Origin of the sequence: Paenibacillus sp. CECT 9249 (genome assembly GCF_918697855.1) — a bacterium.
Classification (GTDB): Bacteria; Bacillota; Bacilli; order Paenibacillales; family Paenibacillaceae; genus MSJ-34.
The window spans coordinates 57,030-79,331 of the sequence record NZ_CAKKLI010000023.1 but is presented as its reverse complement, the minus strand read 5'-3'; the positions used below and the strand labels follow the sequence as shown (position 1 = coordinate 79,331).

Below are 22,302 nucleotides of genomic sequence, written 5' to 3'. Positions count from 1 at the left end.
GTAAAAACTCGATTTTTGAACTGGGTTTAGTTTGGTGTTGTCTTTTTTCCTGACTCATTGACCTGTTCCTTAAAGTAAATTTCCAATTCTCATGAATCAGGGGCTTGACATCTTACCGCTGGACTTTTTGAATGAAGTCAAAACATAACTCCCGCAACGAGAATGATGTTACTGTAAGGTGTAAATTCTCCTGTTCTAACGATAACCTTTGCGTTCTTGGCCAGTTCTTGCAGTTCTTTATGAGGTATCGCTCTCAACGCAAATTGCCCTTGAATGACATGGTTCAATTGATCCTGTATATGCGGGCTAACTTGATTCATTTCAATATCGATTATAGCCTCTTGCACTTTTAATTCGGAAAGAATGATCCGCAACGTGTCGATGAAGCTTGGAATCCCTTCGGCCAATGCTAAATCGATACATTTGACCCCCTTAGGAATCGGCAAACCCGCATCGCCAATCACGATTAAATCTTCATGGCCGGCTTGAGCAATGACTTGAGCCAACTCATTATGAAGTACGCCTTGTTTTTTCACACCTATCCCTCCAAATGACGTATCAAGGGACTTTACATGGAATTTTATTTTGTTATCATAGGTATTGGTTTGTTTTCTCCCTTCAGATATCGTCACAACATTTCCATGTAAAGTTTGTCCCTTATTGAACATGAAACTCCCATTTTCAATGTTCAATTGTCGAAATCTTGTGCTTTTTTAATCCCGTCTTTTGTAAATAACCCTACTTCAACGGGGATATCTGAAGGGACCTGTTCCCCATTCACAATATCAACCGCAGACTGAACAGCGATATTTCCAAGTTTCTCAGGGAATTGAATCACACTTCCGATGTAGTTTACCCCATTGTAGACTAGCTCCTGTTCTTCAGCAGTGGCATCGAAACCAATCACAGCAACGCTATCGGATTTATTAGCCGCTTTAATCGCATCGTAAGAGCCAAGTCCGCCTTGTCCGCTATAAGCATATACAAGTTTGACATTCGGATGTGCGGTCAATATATCCTCCATGCCCCTCATGAAATCTTCCCTTGTGGCACCGCCGAATTCTTGAACAATGTTGATATCGGCCACAGTCGAAACCGCTTTCTTAAACCCGTCGACTCTTTCTTTAGACGAACTGGAGAGCGGGTTGCTCATAATAACGACTTCTTTCGTACCGCTAAATTGCGATAAATAGTCAATAGCAGCCTTGCCGGCTAATTCGCCGCCCAATGAGTTATCCGAACCGATATATGTTGCAAATGTGCCTGAGGAAGGCTTCATATCGATCGTAATTACCGGTATGTTTCGTTCCTCGGCAGCCTGTAAACCTTGGCTGATCCCCTTAGGGTCTACTGCATTCAGGATAATGGCATCGACACCCTGTGCGACGAAATTTTCGAGCGCGGATACTTGGGTTTGAAGATTTAATCCAGCGTCGTTAACGTTAACGATTTCAACATCCGACGCAAGAGCCTGCATCTCGATCCCTTTACGAATATCCTGGAAGAACGGATATTGCAACGTCATCAGGGAAACCCCTATTTTAAGCGTCTTCTTTTTTTCACCCTGATTGGCGGCATTCGGACTTCCCGAACCCGCTTCGTTTTGATTCGCACATGCAATAACAGATAAAGATAACAGTCCAACCAATAGCAAATGAACAATTTTTCTCATGATGCTTCCCTTTCCTTTTTAAAGGTATAGTTGAATCTTTCACCTTGCCTCTCCTTGCTCCTTCCTGCCCCTCCTTTCTCCCGATTTAACTTTCGCTAATAACACCCATGTGTTTTAACAATTCCACAAGTATATGAATGAATTCCCTCATATTTGTAAATGTGTTTTCATGAAGGATGTCATTAGAAGAATGTATAATTTCCTGATCGTTTATTGTGAACATACACACAGGAATTCCTAAGTTATAGAAAGGTGTATGATCCGATCCCGGCGGCGGCGGTGTCTTAACGTAAATATCCCGCTTATATACCTGATTAAAGAAATGTAACAGTTCACGCTCAACTTTTTCCGGTCCAACCCAGGCTTCTAATACATTTCCGCGGCCTAGCCCGTCAATATTAATAACAAAGTCGATTTTTTCCTTCCCGGTAGCTACTAAATGCTGTGCATACGCATCGCTTCCGGCTAAATTCCATTCCTCTGCTCCCATGAATACCAATTCGACGTTCTTCCGAATATTATATTTTTTCAACAAAGCAGCGAGATTCAATAAAACCGCAACACCGCTAGCATTATCATAAGCGCCTGGGGTATTGAACATCGTATCGTAATGTGCGCAAATGAGAATTTTTCCCGCAGCAGTATTTTTTGTATTGTAAAGAACTCTAATGTTGTTTCCTTCCTTTTCCCCTGTTTTTGTTGTATCCAGGGCTCCTCGAACGGTAACATTCTTTTTCTCTTTTATATAGTTGAGAAGAAGTTGAGACTCTTTCATCCCAATTGCAAAATGAGGAAGATCGCTGTTGCCTTCTGCTAACGTTTGAGAAATCGCTTGCCCGTCCGGCCTTCCCGATATATACCCGACTAATTCCCCGTTTCCGTCTACGATGCCAAAGCGCAGCCATTCGTACATGTTCCAAATAATCGTTTCACCAATAAATAGCAAAGTCCCTTGCACAGCAGCATTTTGTGTCGTGCCGCTGCCCAGAAGAACCGAGGTTTCGATTTTCAATTGCTCCGGCGTTTCAACAAACAATTCGGCAGGTCCGTTCATTTGCCAACCTTCGTAAGAAAAGGTTTGCAAGACCGGGGTAAGATCCGCCTTCTTTATTTGATCTACAATGTAATGAATCGAGTCCCTTTCCCCGGCTGTTCCCATAAACCTAGGGGCCACAGATACCAAGTACTCCCAATCCTTTTTCATACACTGCATGTCTTCGTCTAATAATACGGCCATACTTTATTGCACCACCTTCATCGAAGTAGAATTCCTTATGACTAACTCAGGTTTAAGTAAAACGTGCTGCTTCCCGGGTTCAACTGTCCCTTGGATACGTTTAAGCAAAAGCTCTGCCGCATTTTTCCCCATTTCATATACAGGCTGCCTGACCGTCGTTAGAGCCGGGGTGATTAAAGAAGCAACGATAACATCATCGTAACCGATGACTGAAATATCCTGCGGGATCCTCACCTCCTTTTCAACGAGGGCGCGAATTCCGCCAAATGCCATAAAATCATTCGCATAAAATATCGCATCCGGGATATTTTTTCTTTGTTCGATAAGTTCCATCGTTAATCGGTAACCGTCTTCCAAGCGAAAACTCCCATTCAAAATGGAAGGGTCGCTCGTGATCTCATGGTCAGCCAGACATTGAATAAACGCTTGTTTCCGTAAATTCGCGACTTTCGAATTCTCACGACCCGCGATATGTACAATCTCCTTAGCGCCAAGGTCGATCAAATACTTCGTCGCGTCATATGCGCCCTGGTAATTATCCGAATAGATCACGTCAAATTCCGCCGTATTCTCATGTCTTTCTAAACATACGAACGGTGTATCAGCGATATATTCCAATACAACATCCGATGGCAGATCTACGCCCACAAGTATGATTCCATCCACTTTTCGGGCCTGCAAAAGCTTCAAGTAAGCCAGTTCTTCCTGCGAATTTTGATCCGTATTGCACAAAAATACGGAGTAACCGTTTTCTCTCAAAAAATCTTCAACGCCTCTGACCATCAGCGGGAAGAAAGGGTTTACAATGTCAGGAACAACCAGCCCGATCGTTTTTGTTTCCTTACTCTTTAAACTTCTGGCGATGCTATTGGGCTCGTAATTCAGCTCTCTGATTGCTTCGTCAATTTTCCTTTTCGTTTCTTCATTCATGTTCCCATCCGCTTTCCCATTCACGTAACGGGAGACCGTCGCGATCGAAACACCGGCTTTTTTGGCAACATCCGTTATCGTACTCATTCCGATTAACTCCTATAACATATTATTTGATAATAATCCAAAGCATTTGGAGCGAACGAAAACGTTTAACGAAAACGTTTAACCTGATAATAGCACAAAATTTTTTGAGTGTAAAGAACTCCTTTTATCCTAACCCCTATTTTACCCGTTGATGACGACGCCTCCGTTAATATGCAAGAATTGCCCCGACATATAGGAAGAATCATCCGAAGCCAAAAAAACATAAGCCGGCGCGATTTCCTGGGGCTGCCCCGCCCGTTTCATCGGCGTCTTTGCCCCCCAGTTGGCCACTTGTTCGGCAGGAAACGAGGCCGAAATCAACGGCGTCCAAATCGTACCGGGGCAAACGCCGTTCACTCGGATTCCCCGGCTGTGCAATGACTTGGATAGCGATCGCGTAAAAGCGACAATGGCTCCCTTCGTGGCGGAATAATCGATCAACTGTTCATTCCCTTCATAAGCGGTTAGAGAGGCAGCGTTAATAATAGCGCCCCCTGGCCCCAAATGCTTCAATGCGGCCTTGGTTAGATAGAAGACAGAAAAGAAATTGGTGCGAAACGTTTTCTCCATCTGCGCGGACGTAATATCTTCCAGCGAGTTTTGGACTGACTGTTCCGCCGCATTATTGACCAGGATGTTCAGCTTGCCGAATTCGTTCACGGTTTGCTCCACGACATTCCCGCAAAATAATTCATCTCCGATGTCTCCGGCGATGGAAAGGCAGCGGCGCCCCTTTTGTTCCACGATTCGCTTCGTTTCTTCCGCGTCGCTATGCTCGTTTAGATAGACGATGGCGACATCCGCCCCTTCTTTTGCGAAGGCGACGGCGATTGCCCGCCCCTGTCCGCTATCCCCTCCCGTAATAATCGCAACTTTATCTTTCAGTTTTCCGCTGCCGATATAATTCGGGTTATCGAATGCGGGCCTTGGATGCATCTGCGACTCTATACCGGGTTGCCGGCTCTGATGCTGGGGGGGAAAGGGCGTCGGATGGCCGGTTTGCGTTATGGTTGTCATCAATTGTCTTCTCCTTTATTATGATTTCGGATAGTTGGGATAAGGAATCCGATCTGTAGGAACTTCCAGCAAAACCGGTATCGACCCGGTTCGCGGAGTTTGTAACAAATGGCAAGACGAGATGAATAGTCCCAATCCGGTTGTACATCATGTTGATCATATCAAGGAACATCGATTCGAGAATTTGAGCCGGCGAAAATATAAAGAAGATGCTGACGTATGCATTGTAGGGGCCGGTGCGGCCGGAGGCGTATTAGCCTATGAACTTAGTAAAGCCGGGCTAAAGGTCGTTGTCATTGAAGCGGGGCCATTCTGGAACCCGCAAACCGATTTTGCCAGCGATGAATTATCCACGACCCGTCTTGCATGGCAAGACACTCGTTTTACCATCGGCGCAAATCCGTTGCAACTTGGCCATAACAACTCGGGCAGAGGGGTGAGCGGAGGGACAACCCATTTCACCGGGGTATTTTTGCGTTTTCACGAAAGCGACTTTCGGACGAAAACGGAAGATGGCGTCGGGGAAGAATGGCCGATAACCTACCAAGACCTGGCGCCTTATTACGATAAAATCGAAAGAGATATTGCCGTCTCGGGACCGAAGAACTTTCCCTGGGGTTCTTTTCATGGCCCGTATCCGTATCCGGAACGCGAACCTCTAAGCGGGAATGCCGAGATCTTTCGCAAAGGCTGCGAAAAACTTGGCATTCGAAGCGTTGTACCCCCGCTTGCTCTTTCACTCGACGAGCGCACAGTTCCCGAACGGACTTGCCAATTCCAGCGGTTGGGTAGGCAAGGCGATTATGGTTCATAGCAGCAACGACGTTTATGGAAAATTTCCGGAAGAAATTCGCCTGTATAAAGGTACGCCCGTTCTAGCCACAACGCAAGATTTCTATGAAACCGATCCAAGCCGCGGTTTTGCGCGGGGATACACGTTGCATGCGCATGGGGCTCGGCCTGTGGCTATGGCAAAAGGAATTTCAAAGACGGCCAAGCTATGGGGACAGCAGCTTCGCGAAACGATGCTGGACTACAATTATTACGGAAGAGTTACGCTCGTTGGCGAAGTTCTGCCTGAGCCGAATAACTGCGTCACCCTTTCCGACAAGACGGATGAGTACGGCATGCCTGTTCCAAACGTTGCTTTTTCGTATGGTGACAACGACAATAAATTAATTGCCCACGCCGTATCCAGAATGAAGGATATTATCCGTGCCGCCGGGGGATCTCCGGAATTTGTCACGGACGATACAGCCCATTTAATGGGTGGATGCCGCATGGGGAATAACCCCGAAATGTCGTTTGCGAATCGTTACGGGCAAACGCATGATGTGCGGAATTTGTTTATTTGCAGCGCCAGCCTCTTTGTGACTTCCGGAGGAGGGAATCCAACGAATACGGTCATGGCGCTTGCCGCTCGAACCGCCGATTATATTATCGAACAGGTAAGGCAGCGGGACATCTAGTCTGTTTTGCAGAGACGTCTCCCGCTTTCAACGACTGAAATCGCAAAAGTCCGCCCGGGTCAGGAAATTGCCGAGCGGACTTTTGTGATTCATTCGGTAAATTGCATGCAAATAAATTACATATAGCGATTAAAATTGGAGTAGCCCAGTAATCTGTTCATTTCGAGCGGCATCGCATAATTGGACAACTTCGGGCCGCGCATGAAGCTTGACAGAAGTAGCGGACCGTTCAACAGACTGCTTCCCCCAGCCGCAGAAAACGCCAATGGAGATGCGAGAGCGCCGAAGGACTGACCTATGTACGGCGATGGATACAAAGCGGCATCTATAGCAGAATGGGGTATTGCATTGGACATGACGCCCGTCGTCGTGTCGCTCACGGCTTGTCTCATGACGGATACCGCCAGCCAATCGGCAAAGGAGCGGAAAGAGGAAAGAGCTTGGTACTCTTTCTGTTTCCCGCCTGTCTCCGCTTGTCTGATCGAGCATCGGCAGACCGGATCCAAAACGCTATAATCGATCATATCTTTCACCTCCTTTCCCTTCGCTTTTCTCGCATTCCGTTCAGTGTAACGAGTTAGCCTTCCCAAACAGACTATAACTATAGTCTTTTATGCCGTTAACAAGCAAACCGAGTATGCGGTAACGTTGCCTCGTTATTCCCGGCACTTCCTCGCTTAATATAGATTGATTCGCTGTACGAGCTCCAAAGTGGATAAATCGGTGATACTCCGTTTCCCCCCGCTAATCCCCATCCATTTGCCATTGTAGTATGGGTAATAGAGAAACACCAAAATTTTGCCTTGCCGCATCTCTCGTCTCCCGATCCCTTGCAAAATCGGCCTGGTTTCAATCGAGACGGGATGACGTTCGTCGACAAGCAGCATTCGTATCGAGGCAAGCCATTGTGCAAGCCGGTCCTTCTGTTGCGGTTGCCGAAGAAGCAAGACAATATCGCTAGCTGTACCGGCCTGTCCGGCCATTAATACGCTCATCTCCCTAACGGTCCGCATGCTCCTCGGATTGACCGATTCATCCAGCCAAAAGGCATACAAGGTCGGTTGCGGGTTCGCCGCTGCGGTTCGCTGAGCGAAATCGCTTCCTCCGGGCAGCATGCACAACCCGACGATGAACGCCAGGATGCCGATCGCCGCTCTTTGGCGCCGTGTCGCCTTAACCTCGCAAATCGAAAGAGCAACGGCACGAACGCGCTCTGCCAGAACAGATTGACGTTCCAACCAATGAACGGCGGAACCGATCCGTCGACGCGGAGCCAGACGACAATTTAACTCGCCCTGTTTAAGCAGAAGCTGCCCATATGCGGCCTTCTCCGGACCGGACAGCGTGCGCGTCACTCGCCTGTCGCAGCGCAGTTCTACATCGTCGCCAAGCCGATTGAACGCCATATGGACAAGCGGATTAAACCAGTGCAAGAGTCGAACCAGATTGGCCGCAAGTTGAAGGCAGCCGTCCTTCATCTTCCAATGCTGCAGTTCATGCAGTAAAATAAAGCGCAGTTCCGTCTCCGTGTAATGTTCCTTAAAGTCGTATGGAAGGATGATCCGCGGCTTAAACAGACCGTAAAGAAACGGAAAAACCGTCCCCCCCAACAGCAGTTCGACGGGAGAAGAAATGCCGACTTCTGTTTTGCACTCCCGGAGCAGACGTATGGCGACCGCGTCCCGGCAAGGCAATGCACGACGAATGCGGAGCTTCATTCCCCTCGCATTCCGCCATCCTACACCTGCGCGGACCAAACAACCGATCAGCCAAACCGCAGAGATTGCCGTCAACAGCTGCGTATGCGCTTCTCCCGTACGCCGGTTCGAGTTCGCTTCCTCATCGAAATGAAAACCTCCGATTCGCTTTTCGTTCCCGTTCTCATAGCCTGGCAATGCGGAAGCTTCGGACTGCCGCGAATGTCCCTGAAAGCGGACTTCGTTCCAATAATCGGCGGCGGCATTCATCACCCAACCCACACCGTAGCGTTGTTGATAAATGTAACGGTCTGTCCAGTCCTCGATGCCTGCCAGGCCGGGAACGGACAACGGAAAGAGCAGCTTGACGAGCAAGATCATCCAAAGCCATATCAGCCATGAAGGGTGAATCCTTCTCCGGACGACACGTCTGAATAAGAGAACAATCGCCGCAACCGCCGCGGCCGACATTGACAGCTCGAACACTTTGACAAAAGCGATCTGCAAAGCGATCATTTGGAGCGAATCCGTTCGGCGGCTTGCAGTAGCAGTTTCTGCATATCTTCCAGATCTTCCGGCGAGTTTTGCCGATCCTTCAGGAAGCCGTTTAGCATGGCTCCGATGTTGCCGTCATAATATAATTCCAGGAAATGTTCCCGTTCCTGCGCCAAATACGCTTCCTCGCTTATCAGTGGAAAGTAATGATAAATCCGACTGTCTCGACGGTCTGCCTCAAAACCGACGAGCCCTCTTTTCACCAAATTTCGAAGCAAAGATTTTATCGTGCGGAAGTGCCATCGCTTATGCCGTTCAATTTGCTCCACAATGACCGAAGCGGTACAACGTTGCTCCTTCCAAAGCACCTTCATAACGGAAAGTTCCGAGGTTGTTATATGAAGTTTCCTGTCCGGCATTGCCATTCTCCTTTCCGTTCATATGAAATTTTGCGCCGGCAGCGGCGAAGCGAAACCGTGCGCGACCCCCTCTTTCAATATATATCGGCTGCTAAAAAGACTAATGTTATAGTCTTTTTCTTAACGCGGTTATTCGCTCCTTATCAAAGGATCCCGTCATTTCATTTTAAGCAAAAGTTAATGCTTTGTTAAGCGATTCCGAGATGAATCGATAAGATGTCTCCCCTATTCTTCCTATATCAAACGATATCACAGAGGAGGACACCATGACTCGCAGCTTGTCCCTGTTGTGGATTACCATCCTGTTTCTGATTATCCTTTTCTTTCTGTTAGCGGGCGACTCGTCTTTTCCGAAACGCGAAGCTTCGGTCGCACAGTCAGAGCCCGTTTATTATTCCGACCAAGTCGCGGTTCTGATGTATCATCACCTAGAGACGGAAACTACCCCCGGTTTGTCCTCCCTTGCGGTTCGGGACTTTCAGAAGCAAATGCATCTGCTGAAGGAGAACGGATTCCACGTCATCAGTATGGAGCAATACGCCCGTTACATGATGGAAAGCGCGCCGGTTCCCGATAATGCAGTGCTTCTGACGTTCGACGACGGTTACGAAAGCTTCTATTCGCATGCTTATCCGATTTTGCGCAAGTACCATTATCCCGCCACGAATTTCGTTATCGTATCGTCGATTGATGACCGGAACCGCCAAGGTATTCCGAAGTTGACCTGGGAGCAGATGAGGGAAATGCAAAAGTCCGGTATGAGCTTCTATAACCACACCTTCGATTCTCACCGTTACGGCCGCATCGATTCAAGCGGGCATAAAGGCGCCGTTTTGTCGCATCCGCTCTATCTGGAAGACCACGGTCGAATGGAAACGACAACGGAGTATATCCGCCGCGTCTCGAACGATTTGGAGGCGGCGGAACGGAGGTTGCGAGAAGAGTTGTCTAATGAAATGGGAATTATTGCCTTCCCTTATGGGCAGTACGATCAAGAACACACATTGAAGATTATGCAGAAGTTGGACATCGAACTCGCATTTACGATCCAGCCGGGTATCAATACCAGATCGGACCGCTTTGGCCGCCGGATCAACGCCGGCGGCGGCGACCAATCGCCGGAACAGCTGATCGCCCAATTAAAGGCGCTGAATGACCCAAGTTTCTCAACAGAATGAGACATGTTCGCAGGCTTGCTGCAGCAGCCAATCATAACGGCCAAAGGCCTGCGCAGTTGCAGGCTTTACGAATCTATTTTTCTTTTGATATCAAAAAGTACAATTTTCCCACACAAAAGAATACTTGTTCGCATCAGGTTCGATCTTCGTGCCGTCTAAAAAGTAGTTCTCCATCGTGATGTAATTGTCTGCTTTTCAATACCGCGACAAGAGTAGACCTTTTGCGAATAACCGTACAGGATGACTTTGAGCATCATTTTGGGATGGTAAGGGCTTCGGCCCCCGCCCACATAATGAGCGAACAACAACTCGTCGGGGATGGCTTCAATCATCTCATCAATGACGCGGGCCACATGATGGTCGGGGATAAGTGCCCCCAGATCCAAAATCATGTGCATCTGTTTGTTATCGTAGGCTTTAAAGGTGGGAGCAAGATTTCGTTTGGAAACCGTTTTTTCTTCCACATCCCCTAGAGGAAGTGTCAATTGCATGGTATACTGTTCAGTAGTAGTCGTCAGATTACGCATAAAAACCGTCCTTTTTTGAATGATTGAGTGGTAACTTTCATTTTACAGGAAAAGACGGTTTTTTTGTGTACATTTTTCATATTCAACAAAAACGGGGCGTCCAGCAGTCAGTTTTCACTGACTTTTTTGGACAGCCCCTCATGAATGTGCAATTTTACTTTCGAACCGCTTCAAATGTGAATACCTGATTCCCGTTTGTCGGTTGTTTACCGTATAGATAGTCGGCAGAGCATACAATATCTGAGAATCCGATGTTTTCCAATACAAGCTTGAATTCCTCAATACCGTACCAGCGCAGCGCAAAACGCTGCAACTCGGATTGAATGAGTTTTCCGTTGCGCCATTTCTCATATTTTAGGTAGGAAACCGTAGATTGATGGAGCATATTAAATTCTACCGGCTTGTTTTCTAATGTAATGACATCCCCTGAAGGGAACGTATAGGTTGACGTAGAGATCTTTCCTGCTTCCCAGTTTTCGGGAAAAATAAGATCAATAATAACCCGTCCTCCAGGAACCAGATGCTTATAAAAACATTGCAGGGCGCTAATCGAGTCTTTACGATTCTCAATCAAGCAGAAAGACCCGGTCGGGATAATGATAGCCTCGTATTGATGAGACAACGAAAAATTTTGTAATTCTCCTTCATACAATACCGGCTTTAAGTTTCGCTCTTCGCAGCGCTTACGGCAAGAAGCCAACATTTCAGGGGAATAATCAATCCCGTCTACAAGCAGTCCTGACTCGAGAAGCGGAATGAGCATACGACCGGAGCCTACGGCCGCTTCCAGAATTCGACCTCGGCAAGATTTAAGTCTATCTAGATAATACTCGATATCGCCTCCGAGCGAGTGCCCGACAGGTTTGGTAAGATTATATACTTCCGTACACAGATTACTGTAATAACTGAACATTCGTTTTCTCCTCCGTTTTATAAGACACGGAAGATTAATAATCGATATTATACCTTCCGTACCTCTAATATAGCGTTTGATTGGAAAGAGCTGACTGTCATGAAAATCGCCTACTTTCATTAGAATTAATCCAAATACTACCACAGGCAAAAACAGTACGCAACAAATGAAAAATAAAACGGAACATATTGAAGATAAAAACGTATATACCTTGAACATCCTTCGTTTGTAAAGAGTGAAAGGAAAATGATCGCGTATGAATAACCCTTGGAATAAAGTGATTTATCGGGTATGGGCCCCCTTCTACGATTATTTCTTTAATTCCGGTCCTTTTCTAAAGGCTCGGAAAAAGATTTTTGAGGACCTCGACATTAAAGCTAACAGCCAAATTCTTTTTGTGGGCGTAGGGACAGGTGCAGACTTGCAGTTCATTATGGGGAACGATGTCTCTGTAACGGCAATCGACTTGTCACCCGAAATGCTGGACAAAGCCAAGAAAAAGTATGATGTACCTAACTTTAAGTTTATGGAGATGGACGCGCAAGATTTGACCTTTTCACCGGAATCGTTCGATATGGTTATTGCGAACCTGATCTTATCTGTCGTCCCCAATCCGGATCAATGCTTTCAGGGAATGTTACGGGTTACTCGAAGTGGGGGACATATCCTTATTTTCGATAAATTCGCTCCTCCCTCTCGGGAATTGCCTGCCATGAAGAAAATCCTTCGTCCCATCGTAGCAATGATGGGAACAGACATTGGCCGTCATTTTGAGCAGATCGTAAAACCCTACGAGAACCATGTTCAAGTGGAGGAAGATGTGCCAGCCTTACTTAACGGTATGTATCGAAAAATCTTACTTACTAAAATGTAACCGCCTCCTATTCGGACGATCTTGAAAAACAGTTTCTTCGCAACGAGAGTTCGGCAATATAATAAGACATCGGGAGGCGGGGAAGCCATAAGGAAATTCCCCTTCGCCTCCCGCCATTTGCGGATCGTTTCCTAATGTCTGGCCCGCCGCGCCGGACTCAAATCTCCCTCGTGTACATGTTCTGATCCTGCAATCGAATCAGCACCTTGCCAAAGCGTCCGCCCTGCCGGATGGCCACTTTGCCGGACGGATACGTTTGCTCCAAATAGTCCGCTACCGTTTTACGATTCCGCTCATCCGCAGGCAGACCGTGATGGCGAAGCCAGATCATCGCTTCCTGCAACGCCTCTTCTCGAGAAACTTCCGTCGTTTTCGTTTCCCGCGTAATAAGCGACTCGTATGCATAGCCTTTAAGATACAGCAGATGCAGCAAATATCCGATTTCCATCTGTTTCGTATGGAAGGGCCGACCGGTGACGAGCGGCCAGATTTCATTCACCAGACTGTGCTCTGCAGGACTCGCCGGCATACTGATATAACAAAACTTCCGGGCGCAATGGAGTACCTTTTCCACGCTTTCCCAATTGTGAATGACCGGGCACATCGAGACAAAGACGAGATCGAACGCCTGGCTCCAGCCTTTGGCCTGCACGTCAATCTCTTCGAACGGTTCGGGCACAATCTTCACCTGGCCTTCGGCGAATTTTGCGATGTTTGCTTCCAACAATTCGACCAACGGGGGAGAGGTCTCTACGGCGGTTACACGGGCCCCTCGCTCCGCGAATGGCACTGAGAACACTCCCGAAGCGGCGCCAATATCCAGAACAGAAGCGTTTTCGAATCGAACTCCTTGTCCTTCAATCCAGTTCATGATTCGTTTGGTTCGTTTTCTTCCCTCTTCGTTAAACGATTGTTCGTTGAAAGTCTTGGCCTTATGGTCAAAGGCTCTGGCCGGATCGATTCCGGCCTTTTTCATCTTTTTTACGCCGGTATCGGCATCTTCTTTCCACGCTTTTTCCCAAATGTCCGCGTTGAAAAAATCGTTCATTATCAATCGCACCTCCATAGATCTACAATATCCGTAATTAAAGCGCAAGAAGCGGTTCACTTCTTGTTGGCCTCATGATTGCAACGCTTGAAAGCCTCATCCAGTACCGACTGGATTGTGTGTCCCCGCAAATATTGGTACAGATGCTGTTCCGCACCGTTCATCACCTTCTCAACCAAGCATTCGCTCTTTCCTGAACATTCGTGATCCCGCTGTGCAGCCCCCTCTTCCGCTAACAACCGATGCTGCTGCGAATTCGTATTCGAGCATTCGAACAACTGCTGCCTTCCTTCAATCACTTGAATCACATCAAGAAACGCAATCTGATCGGCCGGCCGTGCAAGCTCGTAACCGCCGTTCACCCCCGGCACGGCGCGTACGATGCCATCCTGCCTCAGCTTGGACATGATTTTGGATAAATAGCTTTCCGAAACGCCAAGCGTCGCGGATAATTCCTTGATTCCGATGTTGTTGCCACGCTCCGAGTGACCCAAATGAATCAAGGCGTGCAGCGCGTAATCCGTACTTTTGGAGAACTGCATGTTTCCCCCTCCCTTCCCAACACGATTTAATTATGGACCTACCATATCCATAATAATCGATTCGACTCCAATTTGCAATGACATTTCATCCAATCGCGATTTGGGTATGAAATTTCGAATAGAATCGTCGGATTCAACGCCTGCGAAGCCCCTTGTGTGTGATTTTTCGTACACATTTATGGAATCAGGACTCAAATCGGCGATTTATGTACGAAATTTCGAATAGAATCGTCGGATCGATACCGTGGGCCGCTCATTGTGTGTGATTTTTTGTCTTATCATTACAGGATCAGGGCTCCAATCGCGATTTCTGTTTTCGAAATGCGATCGGTAAAGCAAATAGAGACCCATATTATTCCTCTTTTTACTATTTCATAGAAATGCATACAATCATCGTAGGATTGCCACTTCAGAAAGCAAGACATCTGCACTATGATAAAAAGGAAAAAGTATCCATTTTTTTATAAGGAGGTGTTTGTAGGGGCTTTATTCGCAAACAGAGGACGACCGTCTTTTGAAATTTGATCTGATTAGGAGGTGTTTATTTTGACAAAAAAGTTAAAGCAAACCCCACTATTCATCAGGCTCATTGTACTTGTTGTATTGTTGTCGCAAATTACGCTGTACCCTTCCCCATCATCCGCTGCAGACAGGGCTAATCTGGCTCTAGGCAAGACGGCAACGGCTGCCGGATACGCCGATGTGTATGTTGCCGGCAATGTGACCGACGGCAATCAAAGTACGTATTGGGAGAGTGTAAACAACGCTTTCCCGCAATGGCTTCAAGTGGATCTTGGCGCAAGCGCTACCATTGATCGGATCGTGCTTAAGCTGCCTGCCGGCTGGGAGGAGCGCACACAAACTTTGACTGTACAGGGCAGCACGAACGGCTCAAGCTTTGCCAATATTGTGGACTCGGCAAGCTATACCTTTCATCCCTCGATCAACAACAATACCGTGACGATCAACTTTGATGCAACGAGCACCCGTTATGTGCGGCTTCATTTTACCGCTAACACCGGGTGGCCTGCAGGACAGGTTTCCGAATTGGAAATTTACGGCGAAAGCGAAACGCCAGAGCCTCCTGACGGCACGAATATCGCCTTGAACAAACCGATTACCGCTTCCTCCTCCGTCCATACGTTTGTAGCAGCCAATGCCAATGACGGCAATATCGCTACTTATTGGGAAGGAAACGGCAATCCGAGCCAACTGACTGTCGATCTTGGCGCCGACCATCATATAAGTTCCATCGTCGTCAAGCTTAACCCGGCCAACGAATGGAGTACGCGCACGCAAACGATTCAAGTGCTTGGCAATCATCAGAACTCGGCCGCCTTCAACAATCTTGTTTCGGCCCAATCATATACGTTTGATCCGGCTACAGGCAACTCGGTAACGATTCCCGTTACAGCAACAGTGAAGGAAGTGCGTCTGAATATTACGACGAACTCCGGAGCGCCTGCCGGCCAAGTTGCCGAGTTTGAAGTATACGGCACACCCGCTCCAAACCCGGACTTGACCGTTACCGATCTATCGTGGACCCCAACCGCTCCGGTCGAGACGAGCGCCATTACCCTTAACGCCACCGTGCAAAATATCGGCGATGCCGACTCACCCGCAACATCGGTCAATTTCTATTTAGGAACCGAGCTTGTCGGCTCCGCTCCGGTGAACGCACTGACTGCCGGCGCATCAACAACCGTATCTGCGAATATCGGTGCAAGAAATGCCGGATCCTATACCGTCAGCTCCAAGGTAGACGAGAGCAACGCCATTATCGAACGGAACGAGAGCAACAACAGCTATACGAGTCCGTCGCCTTTAACAATCGCACCCGTAACCAGTTCGGACTTGATTGTAACTCCCTCATGGAATCCAAGCAATCCAAGCGCCGGCCATACGGTAACCTTCACCGTCAGCCTTAAGAATCAGGGCAATATTGCTTCCGGCGGCGGAGACCATCCGATTACGCTTGTGCTCAAAAGTGCCGCAGGCGCTACCATTCAAACCTGGAACGGCAACTATAACGGCGAGCTAGCAGCCGGCGCGTCAGCCAATATTACGATGGGTACCTGGACTGCGGTCAACGGCAGCTATACGGTAACGGCAACCGTCGCCGCCGATAGCAATGAAGAAGCCATCAAGCAAGCCAACAATTCAAGCTCGGCAAGCCTGTATTCAGGACGCGGCGCGAATATGCCGTTTACGATTATAGAAGCGGAGGATCCTTCCAACACAACGAACGGCACAAGACTGACGCCAAACTTCAAGCTTGGCGACTTTGCCGGCGAAGCCTCCGGACGTTCCGCCGTCTATTTGAATAATGCCGGCCAATACGTAGAATTTACGCTTCCCGCGCCTGCAAACGCCTTTGTGCTCCGCAATGCAGTCGCGGAAAATACAACCGGCACCATTAGCATTTATGCGGATGGAGTGAACAAGGGAAAATTCAATGTATCGTCCAAATTCTCCTACGTATACGCAACGCCAAGCACGCTGGGAGAGTTGGGTTATAATAATCAGCCTGGCGCAGGCCGAACCGCTTACTGGCTCTATGAGGATTCCCAGCTTATGCTTGACCAGGTCTATCAGGCGGGAACGAAAATCAGAATTCAAAAAGATGCCGGAGACGTGCCTTGGATTTATATAGATATGATTGAGACAGAACTTGTCGCTCCGCCCGCTTCCAATCCCGATCCCGGTAAATACGTCGAGGTTTCATCCTCCAAATCGATTGAGCAAGCGCTAAACGAGTTTAGGCAAGATCCCGGCAAAAAAGGAATCTTTATTCCCGCGGGAGAGTGGACGATCAATGGCAAAATCTATTTGTACGGGCGCGCCACTGAAATTATCGGCGCCGGGCCTTGGCATACCAAGCTGGTAGCGCCGCAAAATCAAACCAATACCGATGTCGGATTCAATATTGGCTCTACAGCTAACGGCTCCACGATTAAAGACCTTTCCGCATGGGGCAATTACGTATACCGCGTCGACGGACCGGGCAAATTCATCGATGGCAACGCCATGCAGAACGTAACGATCCAAAATCTATGGGTCGAGCATTTTGTCTGCTTGTATTGGGGCGTCAATTCCTCCTACAATACGTTTAAGGATAACCGCATTAAAAACACCTTTGCAGACGGAATCAATATGACCAACGGCTCATCCTATAACATCATTGACAACAATTACTCCAGAGGGGCGGGAGACGACGCTTTTGCATTGTTCAGCGCCATTGATTCCGGCGGCTCCTATAATGTCGGCAATCAATATACCAATCTTACCGCAACCAATGTAAGGCGGGCCGCTGCCTTTGCCATTTACGGCGGTTCGGATAATTTGTATCAAAATCTGTACGGAGCGGATACGCTCACTTATCCCGGACTTACGATAAGCAGCTTAAGCTTCGGCTACAATACATTGGGCTTTGGCGATCAGGATACCGTCATCGACGGTGTCACCTTGGATCGCACCGGCGGGGATTTCTGGACCAGCGTAGGGGCAGACGATAAGATTAACGATTATCAAAATTTCGGAGCGGTATGGTTCTTTGGAGGAGATCGGGCCTTCAAGAATATCGTGTTAAAAAATGTCGACATTAATCATCCTGTATACTTCGGCTTAATGTTCCAAACGAAATCGCCTGAAAACCTCGCTATGCGGAACATTCGAATCGAAAATGTCAACATTAACAATCCTGCACGCTATGGCATTAAGCTTGTCGCAAGCGCGGAGCAGGGGCAAGGGCCGGTTGTCGGCGAAGCAAGCTTTACGAACGTGTTGGTGAATAACCCGGGCGTTGCGGCCATATACGGCGAGAGCAAGAGTCCTAACTTCCATATTACAAGAGTTTCGGGAAACAACTGGTAAGCAAAAGCAAAGCACGCGCCGCAGAGAGATCCGCGAGAACCTCTGCTTCTTGTTTAACGCTAACGAAACTGACCATCCTTATTGGGCTCAAAAATGAAGACGTGCCCATCCTAACGAAAGTACGCATCGTTATTCATTGGAAATCACCGGTTTTACCGCCTTTTTCCCCTCATTAGAGTGTTTCAGTTTCGTTACACGAGAAACAAGGTGGTTTACAGGCGATTAGCGTGTGCACGTTTCGTTAGCGCGCTCGATGAGTCGTCAGCCGCCAGCGGTATTGTGAAATTGACTCTTTTCGAAACTAACGACGATGATCGATGCAGCGAAAAGGATAGCGCGTCACACGCGACACGATCAAAAGGGAGAATTCAATCATTCTCCCTTTTGATCAGTATAAATTCAACCTCTTTTGTAGCTCATAATTCGACGGTACGTTTCATAATTTTTCATCTTAATAAAATGGGACATGGAGGGCGCTTTATTCGCTTCAATAATCCAAACATGGCCGTTCCGATCCAATCCCATATCCAGACCAAAAATACGTTTCCGCGGGTAATATTGATTTAATCTCGCTGCTGCCGCTAATGCAACCCGATGAAGGTCGGACACCATCGTTTCGACGGAACGGTTTCCGAGCGACGATCTTTCAATTCCGGTTCGAATCGGCAGCAACCTTCCTTTGCTTCTTGTGTTATTGGTGACGATGTACCCCTTGCCGGCCACCTTGGCCAATTCCCCGGTAACCGTCCATTCATGCGAATTTCTTCTACGTTGCACAATTACTCTTACGTCGAAAGGGCGTTTGTTGATGGTAGCAAGTTGAATTCGGCGTTGGACAATATATCGGCGGAGCCCGATTCTTTTTCTGACACGCGCGTAAGCTGTATGTTTTCCCCTGACGGTTGTTCTTTTGTTTTCTTTATGCAAGACGTATCGCGCTTTTCCCGCAGCCGTCACTCGGATGATGCCGGCTCCCCCGCTGCCGCCATTGGGTTTCACGATTACGGATCCGAATCTTGCAAGAAAATGGTTAAAGTTTCTTTTCGTCAGTCTTCTCGTTGCGGGCAGGTGAGGCGCCAATTGCGGGGATCCTTTCATGAACCTGTATTTTCCTAATTTGTTCGCTCCCTTAGTCATATGCTATCCGCCTTTCGATGCAAGTACTGGATTCCTTTCAGATAGTGCTCCAGCAATGCCAAAAATGCTTCAATGTCTTGGTAAGTGATATCCCCGATATTAGCGATTCGAAACGTGTTCGTCTTTTCCAATTTACCGGGATAGATCGTAAAACCGTTGCTATAAAAAAAATCATGCATCTCTCGAAAATCGTATCCGCTGCAATGGGGTTCAAGGATAGAAGTCACAAGTTTGGAATGATGCCGTTCTTCCACGAGATGCTTTAAGCCAAGCCGTGAAATGCCTTGGATTAACGTTTTCCACGATCGGGCATACCTTGCATATCGCGCTTCGACCCCTTCCCGCTTTAATTCTTCGATGGCTTGTTTCAGCGCATAGAACGTTTGTACGGGCGGAGTGAAGCGCATCTGCAGCGTTTCCGCAAAATATTGATACTGCGCATACAGGTCTAAATAATAATTTCTCGGCCGCTTGTTCTTTAAGCGATTCAATTTCCTCTTATTCGCGATGACGAATGCGATACCCGCCATTCCTTGCAGATTTTTATTGGAGCTCGCGGCCATATAGCTGATATTCATTTGTTCCATTTCAATAGGGATGGCTCCAAATGAACTCATAGCGTCTACGATCATGTCGATCCGATATCGTCTGCATAGATCACCGATGGCCTGAATATCGTTGAGAAGACCGACCGTCGTCTCGTGATGGACAACGGCAAGATGTGAAATGTTGTGGGGTGAACATTGAATCATAGTTTCCAGCGCGGACAGATCGATCGCCTCATCGTACGGGCTTGCAAATTCCACGGCATTCAGCCGATACGTTTGCGCAATCTCGCACATCCGTTTCCCGTATGCGCCGTTATTGATGATGACCACAGCCTCTTGATCGATCACGGAGCTAAGGATGGATTCAACCGCCGCGGTACCCGAACCGCTAAACAATACTGTTGTATAATAGGAAGGATCTCCCGCCAGAGCTGCTAGGTCTTCGGAGACCGATTCCATCAAACGGCCGAATGACGCTTCACGAGGGCAAATATCCGGCACCACCTGCGCCAATTTAACGCTATCGGTCGTTGTAGCGGGACCGGGATTAAGCAAAATATTCCTCTTGACGCTTTTCATACTGTCCCCCTTCCGGCGGGTCATTCCTGAGGAACGACTGCAAACGTTGCTTGATTTCGAACGGCTTGATTTGAGGGCGGCCCAACTGCTCCCTATAACCTTTGGAAATTTTCATATAGAGGAAAGTCAGCCCTTTTGTCCTTTTCCATTCCTCCATCGCCCATTGCAGCTCTGCCAGATTGTGTGTGTAAATCGATTGAACATAACCGCAGGAAGCGGCGATCTTTACGAATTGAACATTATGCGAAACCGTGCTTTGCCCTCCCGTCGAATCATGAGCGTTATTGTCAAGCAAAATATGCAGCATATTGGGGGGGCTATACGTTCCGTTCGTAGCCAAACTCCCCATCCGCATTAGCACGGAACCGTCTCCGTCAATCACGACGATATCCTTATTGTTGTTGCGTTGGGTCAGAGCAAGTCCAAGCCCAAATGAGCTTACGCACCCCATGGAACCAACCATATAAAGGTTATTGGGGCTATCTTCGATTTCGTACAATTCCCGGCCGGTTATTCCTGTTGTCGCCAGCTGTACCGTATGACGGTCCTTCATCGCATTAATGACCGTTAGCGCTTCGTACCGGGACGGATACTGATCGGCCTCTTGCCTTGCCGTTTGCAAATGATTCATTCTCGAGACAAGCTCCTGTTTTCTCAATGCCACTTGATCGAATGTCCGATTTCTGACGACAAAGAAAAATGACCGGTTGCGATCGATCCATCGGCTTGCTTCAATTAGTTGCTGCATCGCTTCATCCATGTCGTAAGACAAATACCGCCATTCGATTTGCATTAGCTCCAATAGCCGAGTTGTCATATTCCCCATTAACTCATGCTGCGGTTCGTCAGGCACGCCCGGTTCGCCCCGGAGGCTGACAAAGCCGAGCAGCGGAATCCGAAAAGGATAATTAAGCGATACTAAAGGCGAAACGGCATTCGCCAACCCCGAATTTTGCATTAATACGACCGATCTTTTCCCTCCGATAAACGCCCCCGATGCGATGGCGACCGCATCCCCCTCATTGGCCGCTGCAACATACTCGCATTCGTTAATGGCATAATTAATTAAATATTTCAGATGCGAGCACGGAACCCCGGTATAAAATTGAAACCCAAGATGTTGCAATTGTTCTCCTAACCGTTCCGTCTGGATCACTATCGCTCACCTGAGCCTGCTGCCGTTGAAGGAAAATACTTCCGTTCCGCCGCACGAAGCTCTTCGGCCCCTTGAAGCCTGAAAACTTCTTCAAGGGGCGCTACATTACCTTCCGCATGAATCAGACTTTGATCAAGGTAAATTTGTTTCGAAATGTTTTGCATGGCGTCAAGAGCCGCCCTTACGTTGTGGTTCGCCCAGATGACGAGGCTGACCCCCAATTCATCAAACCGTTTGGTAGGGACGGAATAATATTTTGTCGGTACAATAACGACCGGGCGCCTGCCATCCCATTCTTTCATAAATGCTTCAATTTCCGCAATGTCCGACCTGCTGCTATGCATAAGGATCGCATCGGCGCCGGCTTGACCGTAAGCTTCCGAGCGTTTCAGCGCCTCTTCCAACCCCCAGCCGGCAATAAATGCTTCCACTCTCGCGATGACGAGAAAGTCTTCGTCTAATTGAGCGTCTTTCATCGCTTTAATCTTGCCGCAAAATTCATCGATATCCGCTAGCGGCTGGGCATTGCCGTTAATAAACGAGTTCGTTTTCGGAAACACTTTATCCTCAATGCAAACCCCTGCGATCTGTCGTTGTTCCAACTTTTTAACCAATCGCCTTGCATTGTTGAAGTTTCCATATCCCGTATCCCCGTCGAGTAAAATGGGAATGGAAGTCGCATCGCTCATAAATTCCAACACATCCAAAACTTGAGTCCAAGAAGCCTCGTTATTATCCCGCACGCCCATTGCCGCAGATATGGATAAACCGCTGGCCCAAATCCCTTTAAATCCGGTCTCCTCAACGATTTTGGCCGACAGTCCGTTATGGGCTTCCATTAAAAACTCCAAGTTTTGCGTTTGGACTAAATGCTTTAATTTTGATGTTTTTTTCATAAGCTGGC

Annotated in this window: 19 protein-coding genes and 1 pseudogene; 4 read left to right on the top strand and 16 right to left on the bottom strand. The window is 47.9% G+C overall.

The genetic code is table 11. The features are described from left to right. Positions 1-137: 137 nt before the first annotated feature. The 5 genes from rbsD to LQ229_RS16610 form a co-directional block, all read right to left on the bottom strand. A complete protein-coding gene (gene rbsD / locus LQ229_RS16630) occupies positions 138-692 on the bottom strand; it encodes a D-ribose pyranase (protein ID WP_230192311.1) in 555 nt (184 codons plus the stop codon). Then, positions 689-1,672 (bottom strand): substrate-binding domain-containing protein, encoded by a 984-nt coding sequence (locus LQ229_RS16625; RefSeq protein WP_216540306.1) that lies wholly within the window; start codon positions 1,670-1,672, stop codon positions 689-691. Before LQ229_RS16625 ends, rbsD begins: the two co-directional genes overlap by 4 nt. A gap of 85 nt (positions 1,673-1,757) precedes the next feature. Beyond that, complete coding sequence (locus LQ229_RS16620; RefSeq protein WP_216540305.1) at positions 1,758-2,909, bottom strand: M20/M25/M40 family metallo-hydrolase; 1,152 nt, start codon at positions 2,907-2,909, stop codon at positions 1,758-1,760. A gap of 3 nt (positions 2,910-2,912) precedes the next feature. After that, positions 2,913-3,926, bottom strand: a complete 1,014-nt coding sequence (locus LQ229_RS16615) for a LacI family DNA-binding transcriptional regulator (RefSeq protein WP_216540304.1) — start codon at positions 3,924-3,926, stop codon at positions 2,913-2,915. A gap of 141 nt (positions 3,927-4,067) precedes the next feature. After that, positions 4,068-4,943: an SDR family oxidoreductase gene (locus LQ229_RS16610; protein ID WP_230192310.1), complete on the bottom strand. Its 876-nt coding sequence runs from the start codon at positions 4,941-4,943 to the stop codon at positions 4,068-4,070. Between the two features lie 184 nt (positions 4,944-5,127). On the opposite strand from LQ229_RS16610, the pseudogene LQ229_RS16605 reads away from it, so the two are divergent. Then, positions 5,128-6,412 (top strand): annotated as a pseudogene (locus tag LQ229_RS16605) (GMC family oxidoreductase). A gap of 116 nt (positions 6,413-6,528) precedes the next feature. Here LQ229_RS16605 and LQ229_RS16600 read toward each other — a convergent pair. The 3 genes from LQ229_RS16600 to LQ229_RS16590 all read right to left on the bottom strand — a co-directional run bounded on the left by LQ229_RS16600 (position 6,529) and on the right by LQ229_RS16590 (position 9,023). After that, the gene (locus tag LQ229_RS16600; RefSeq protein WP_216540302.1) at positions 6,529-6,936 is read right to left on the bottom strand and encodes a hypothetical protein; all 408 of its coding nucleotides are present in this window, start codon (positions 6,934-6,936) and stop codon (positions 6,529-6,531) included. A 153-nt stretch (positions 6,937-7,089) separates the two neighbouring features. Then, positions 7,090-8,625 (bottom strand): M56 family metallopeptidase, encoded by a 1,536-nt coding sequence (locus tag LQ229_RS16595; RefSeq protein ID WP_216540301.1) that lies wholly within the window; start codon positions 8,623-8,625, stop codon positions 7,090-7,092. Continuing rightward, the gene (locus LQ229_RS16590) at positions 8,622-9,023 is read right to left on the bottom strand and encodes a BlaI/MecI/CopY family transcriptional regulator (protein WP_216540300.1); all 402 of its coding nucleotides are present in this window, start codon (positions 9,021-9,023) and stop codon (positions 8,622-8,624) included. The genes LQ229_RS16595 and LQ229_RS16590 overlap by 4 nt, the downstream gene beginning before the upstream one ends. Positions 9,024-9,289: 266 nt before the next feature. Here LQ229_RS16590 and LQ229_RS16585 point away from each other — a divergent pair, with 266 nt between their 5' ends. Further along, a complete protein-coding gene (locus LQ229_RS16585; RefSeq protein ID WP_230192308.1) occupies positions 9,290-10,201 on the top strand; it encodes a polysaccharide deacetylase family protein in 912 nt (303 codons plus the stop codon). Positions 10,202-10,356: 155 nt separating this feature from the next. Here the strand turns inward: LQ229_RS16585 and LQ229_RS16580 are convergent, their stop codons facing one another. Beyond that, positions 10,357-10,728 (bottom strand): transposase, encoded by a 372-nt coding sequence (locus LQ229_RS16580; protein ID WP_216540298.1) that lies wholly within the window; start codon positions 10,726-10,728, stop codon positions 10,357-10,359. Positions 10,729-10,882: 154 nt separating this feature from the next. Beyond that, complete coding sequence (locus LQ229_RS16575) at positions 10,883-11,641, bottom strand: class I SAM-dependent methyltransferase (RefSeq protein WP_216540297.1); 759 nt, start codon at positions 11,639-11,641, stop codon at positions 10,883-10,885. A 256-nt stretch (positions 11,642-11,897) separates the two neighbouring features. Here LQ229_RS16575 and LQ229_RS16570 point away from each other — a divergent pair, with 256 nt between their 5' ends. Beyond that, positions 11,898-12,515, top strand: a complete 618-nt coding sequence (locus LQ229_RS16570; protein ID WP_230192307.1) for a class I SAM-dependent methyltransferase — start codon at positions 11,898-11,900, stop codon at positions 12,513-12,515. 157 nt (positions 12,516-12,672) lie between these two features. On the opposite strand, the gene LQ229_RS16565 is transcribed toward LQ229_RS16570, so the two are convergent. Continuing rightward, the gene (locus LQ229_RS16565; protein WP_230192306.1) at positions 12,673-13,563 is read right to left on the bottom strand and encodes a class I SAM-dependent methyltransferase; all 891 of its coding nucleotides are present in this window, start codon (positions 13,561-13,563) and stop codon (positions 12,673-12,675) included. Positions 13,564-13,619: 56 nt separating this feature from the next. Further along, positions 13,620-14,105, bottom strand: coding sequence for an Rrf2 family transcriptional regulator (locus tag LQ229_RS16560; protein WP_216540294.1), 486 nt, complete (start codon positions 14,103-14,105; stop codon positions 13,620-13,622). A gap of 537 nt (positions 14,106-14,642) precedes the next feature. Here LQ229_RS16560 and LQ229_RS16555 point away from each other — a divergent pair. Continuing rightward, positions 14,643-17,978, top strand: coding sequence for a discoidin domain-containing protein (locus LQ229_RS16555; RefSeq protein WP_230192305.1), 3,336 nt, complete (start codon positions 14,643-14,645; stop codon positions 17,976-17,978). A gap of 399 nt (positions 17,979-18,377) precedes the next feature. Here LQ229_RS16555 and LQ229_RS16550 read toward each other — a convergent pair whose 3' ends face one another. Genes LQ229_RS16550 through aepX form a run of 4 tightly spaced genes read right to left on the bottom strand, consistent with a single transcriptional unit; the run spans position 18,378 to position 22,294 of the window. Continuing rightward, entirely contained in the window at positions 18,378-19,115 is a 738-nt protein-coding gene (locus LQ229_RS16550) for a YheC/YheD family protein (protein ID WP_290370042.1), read from the bottom strand. Further along, on the bottom strand, positions 19,112-20,242 hold the full coding sequence (locus tag LQ229_RS16545; RefSeq protein ID WP_216538228.1) for a 2-aminoethylphosphonate aminotransferase: 1,131 nt from the start codon (positions 20,240-20,242) through the stop codon (positions 19,112-19,114). Before LQ229_RS16545 ends, LQ229_RS16550 begins: the two co-directional genes overlap by 4 nt. Further along, positions 20,211-21,395: a phosphonopyruvate decarboxylase gene (gene aepY, locus LQ229_RS16540; RefSeq protein ID WP_230192316.1), complete on the bottom strand. Its 1,185-nt coding sequence runs from the start codon at positions 21,393-21,395 to the stop codon at positions 20,211-20,213. Before aepY ends, LQ229_RS16545 begins: the two co-directional genes overlap by 32 nt. Before the next feature lie 2 nt (positions 21,396-21,397). After that, positions 21,398-22,294: a phosphoenolpyruvate mutase gene (aepX, locus tag LQ229_RS16535; RefSeq protein WP_230192303.1), complete on the bottom strand. Its 897-nt coding sequence runs from the start codon at positions 22,292-22,294 to the stop codon at positions 21,398-21,400. Between the last annotated feature and the right edge of the window lie 8 nt (positions 22,295-22,302).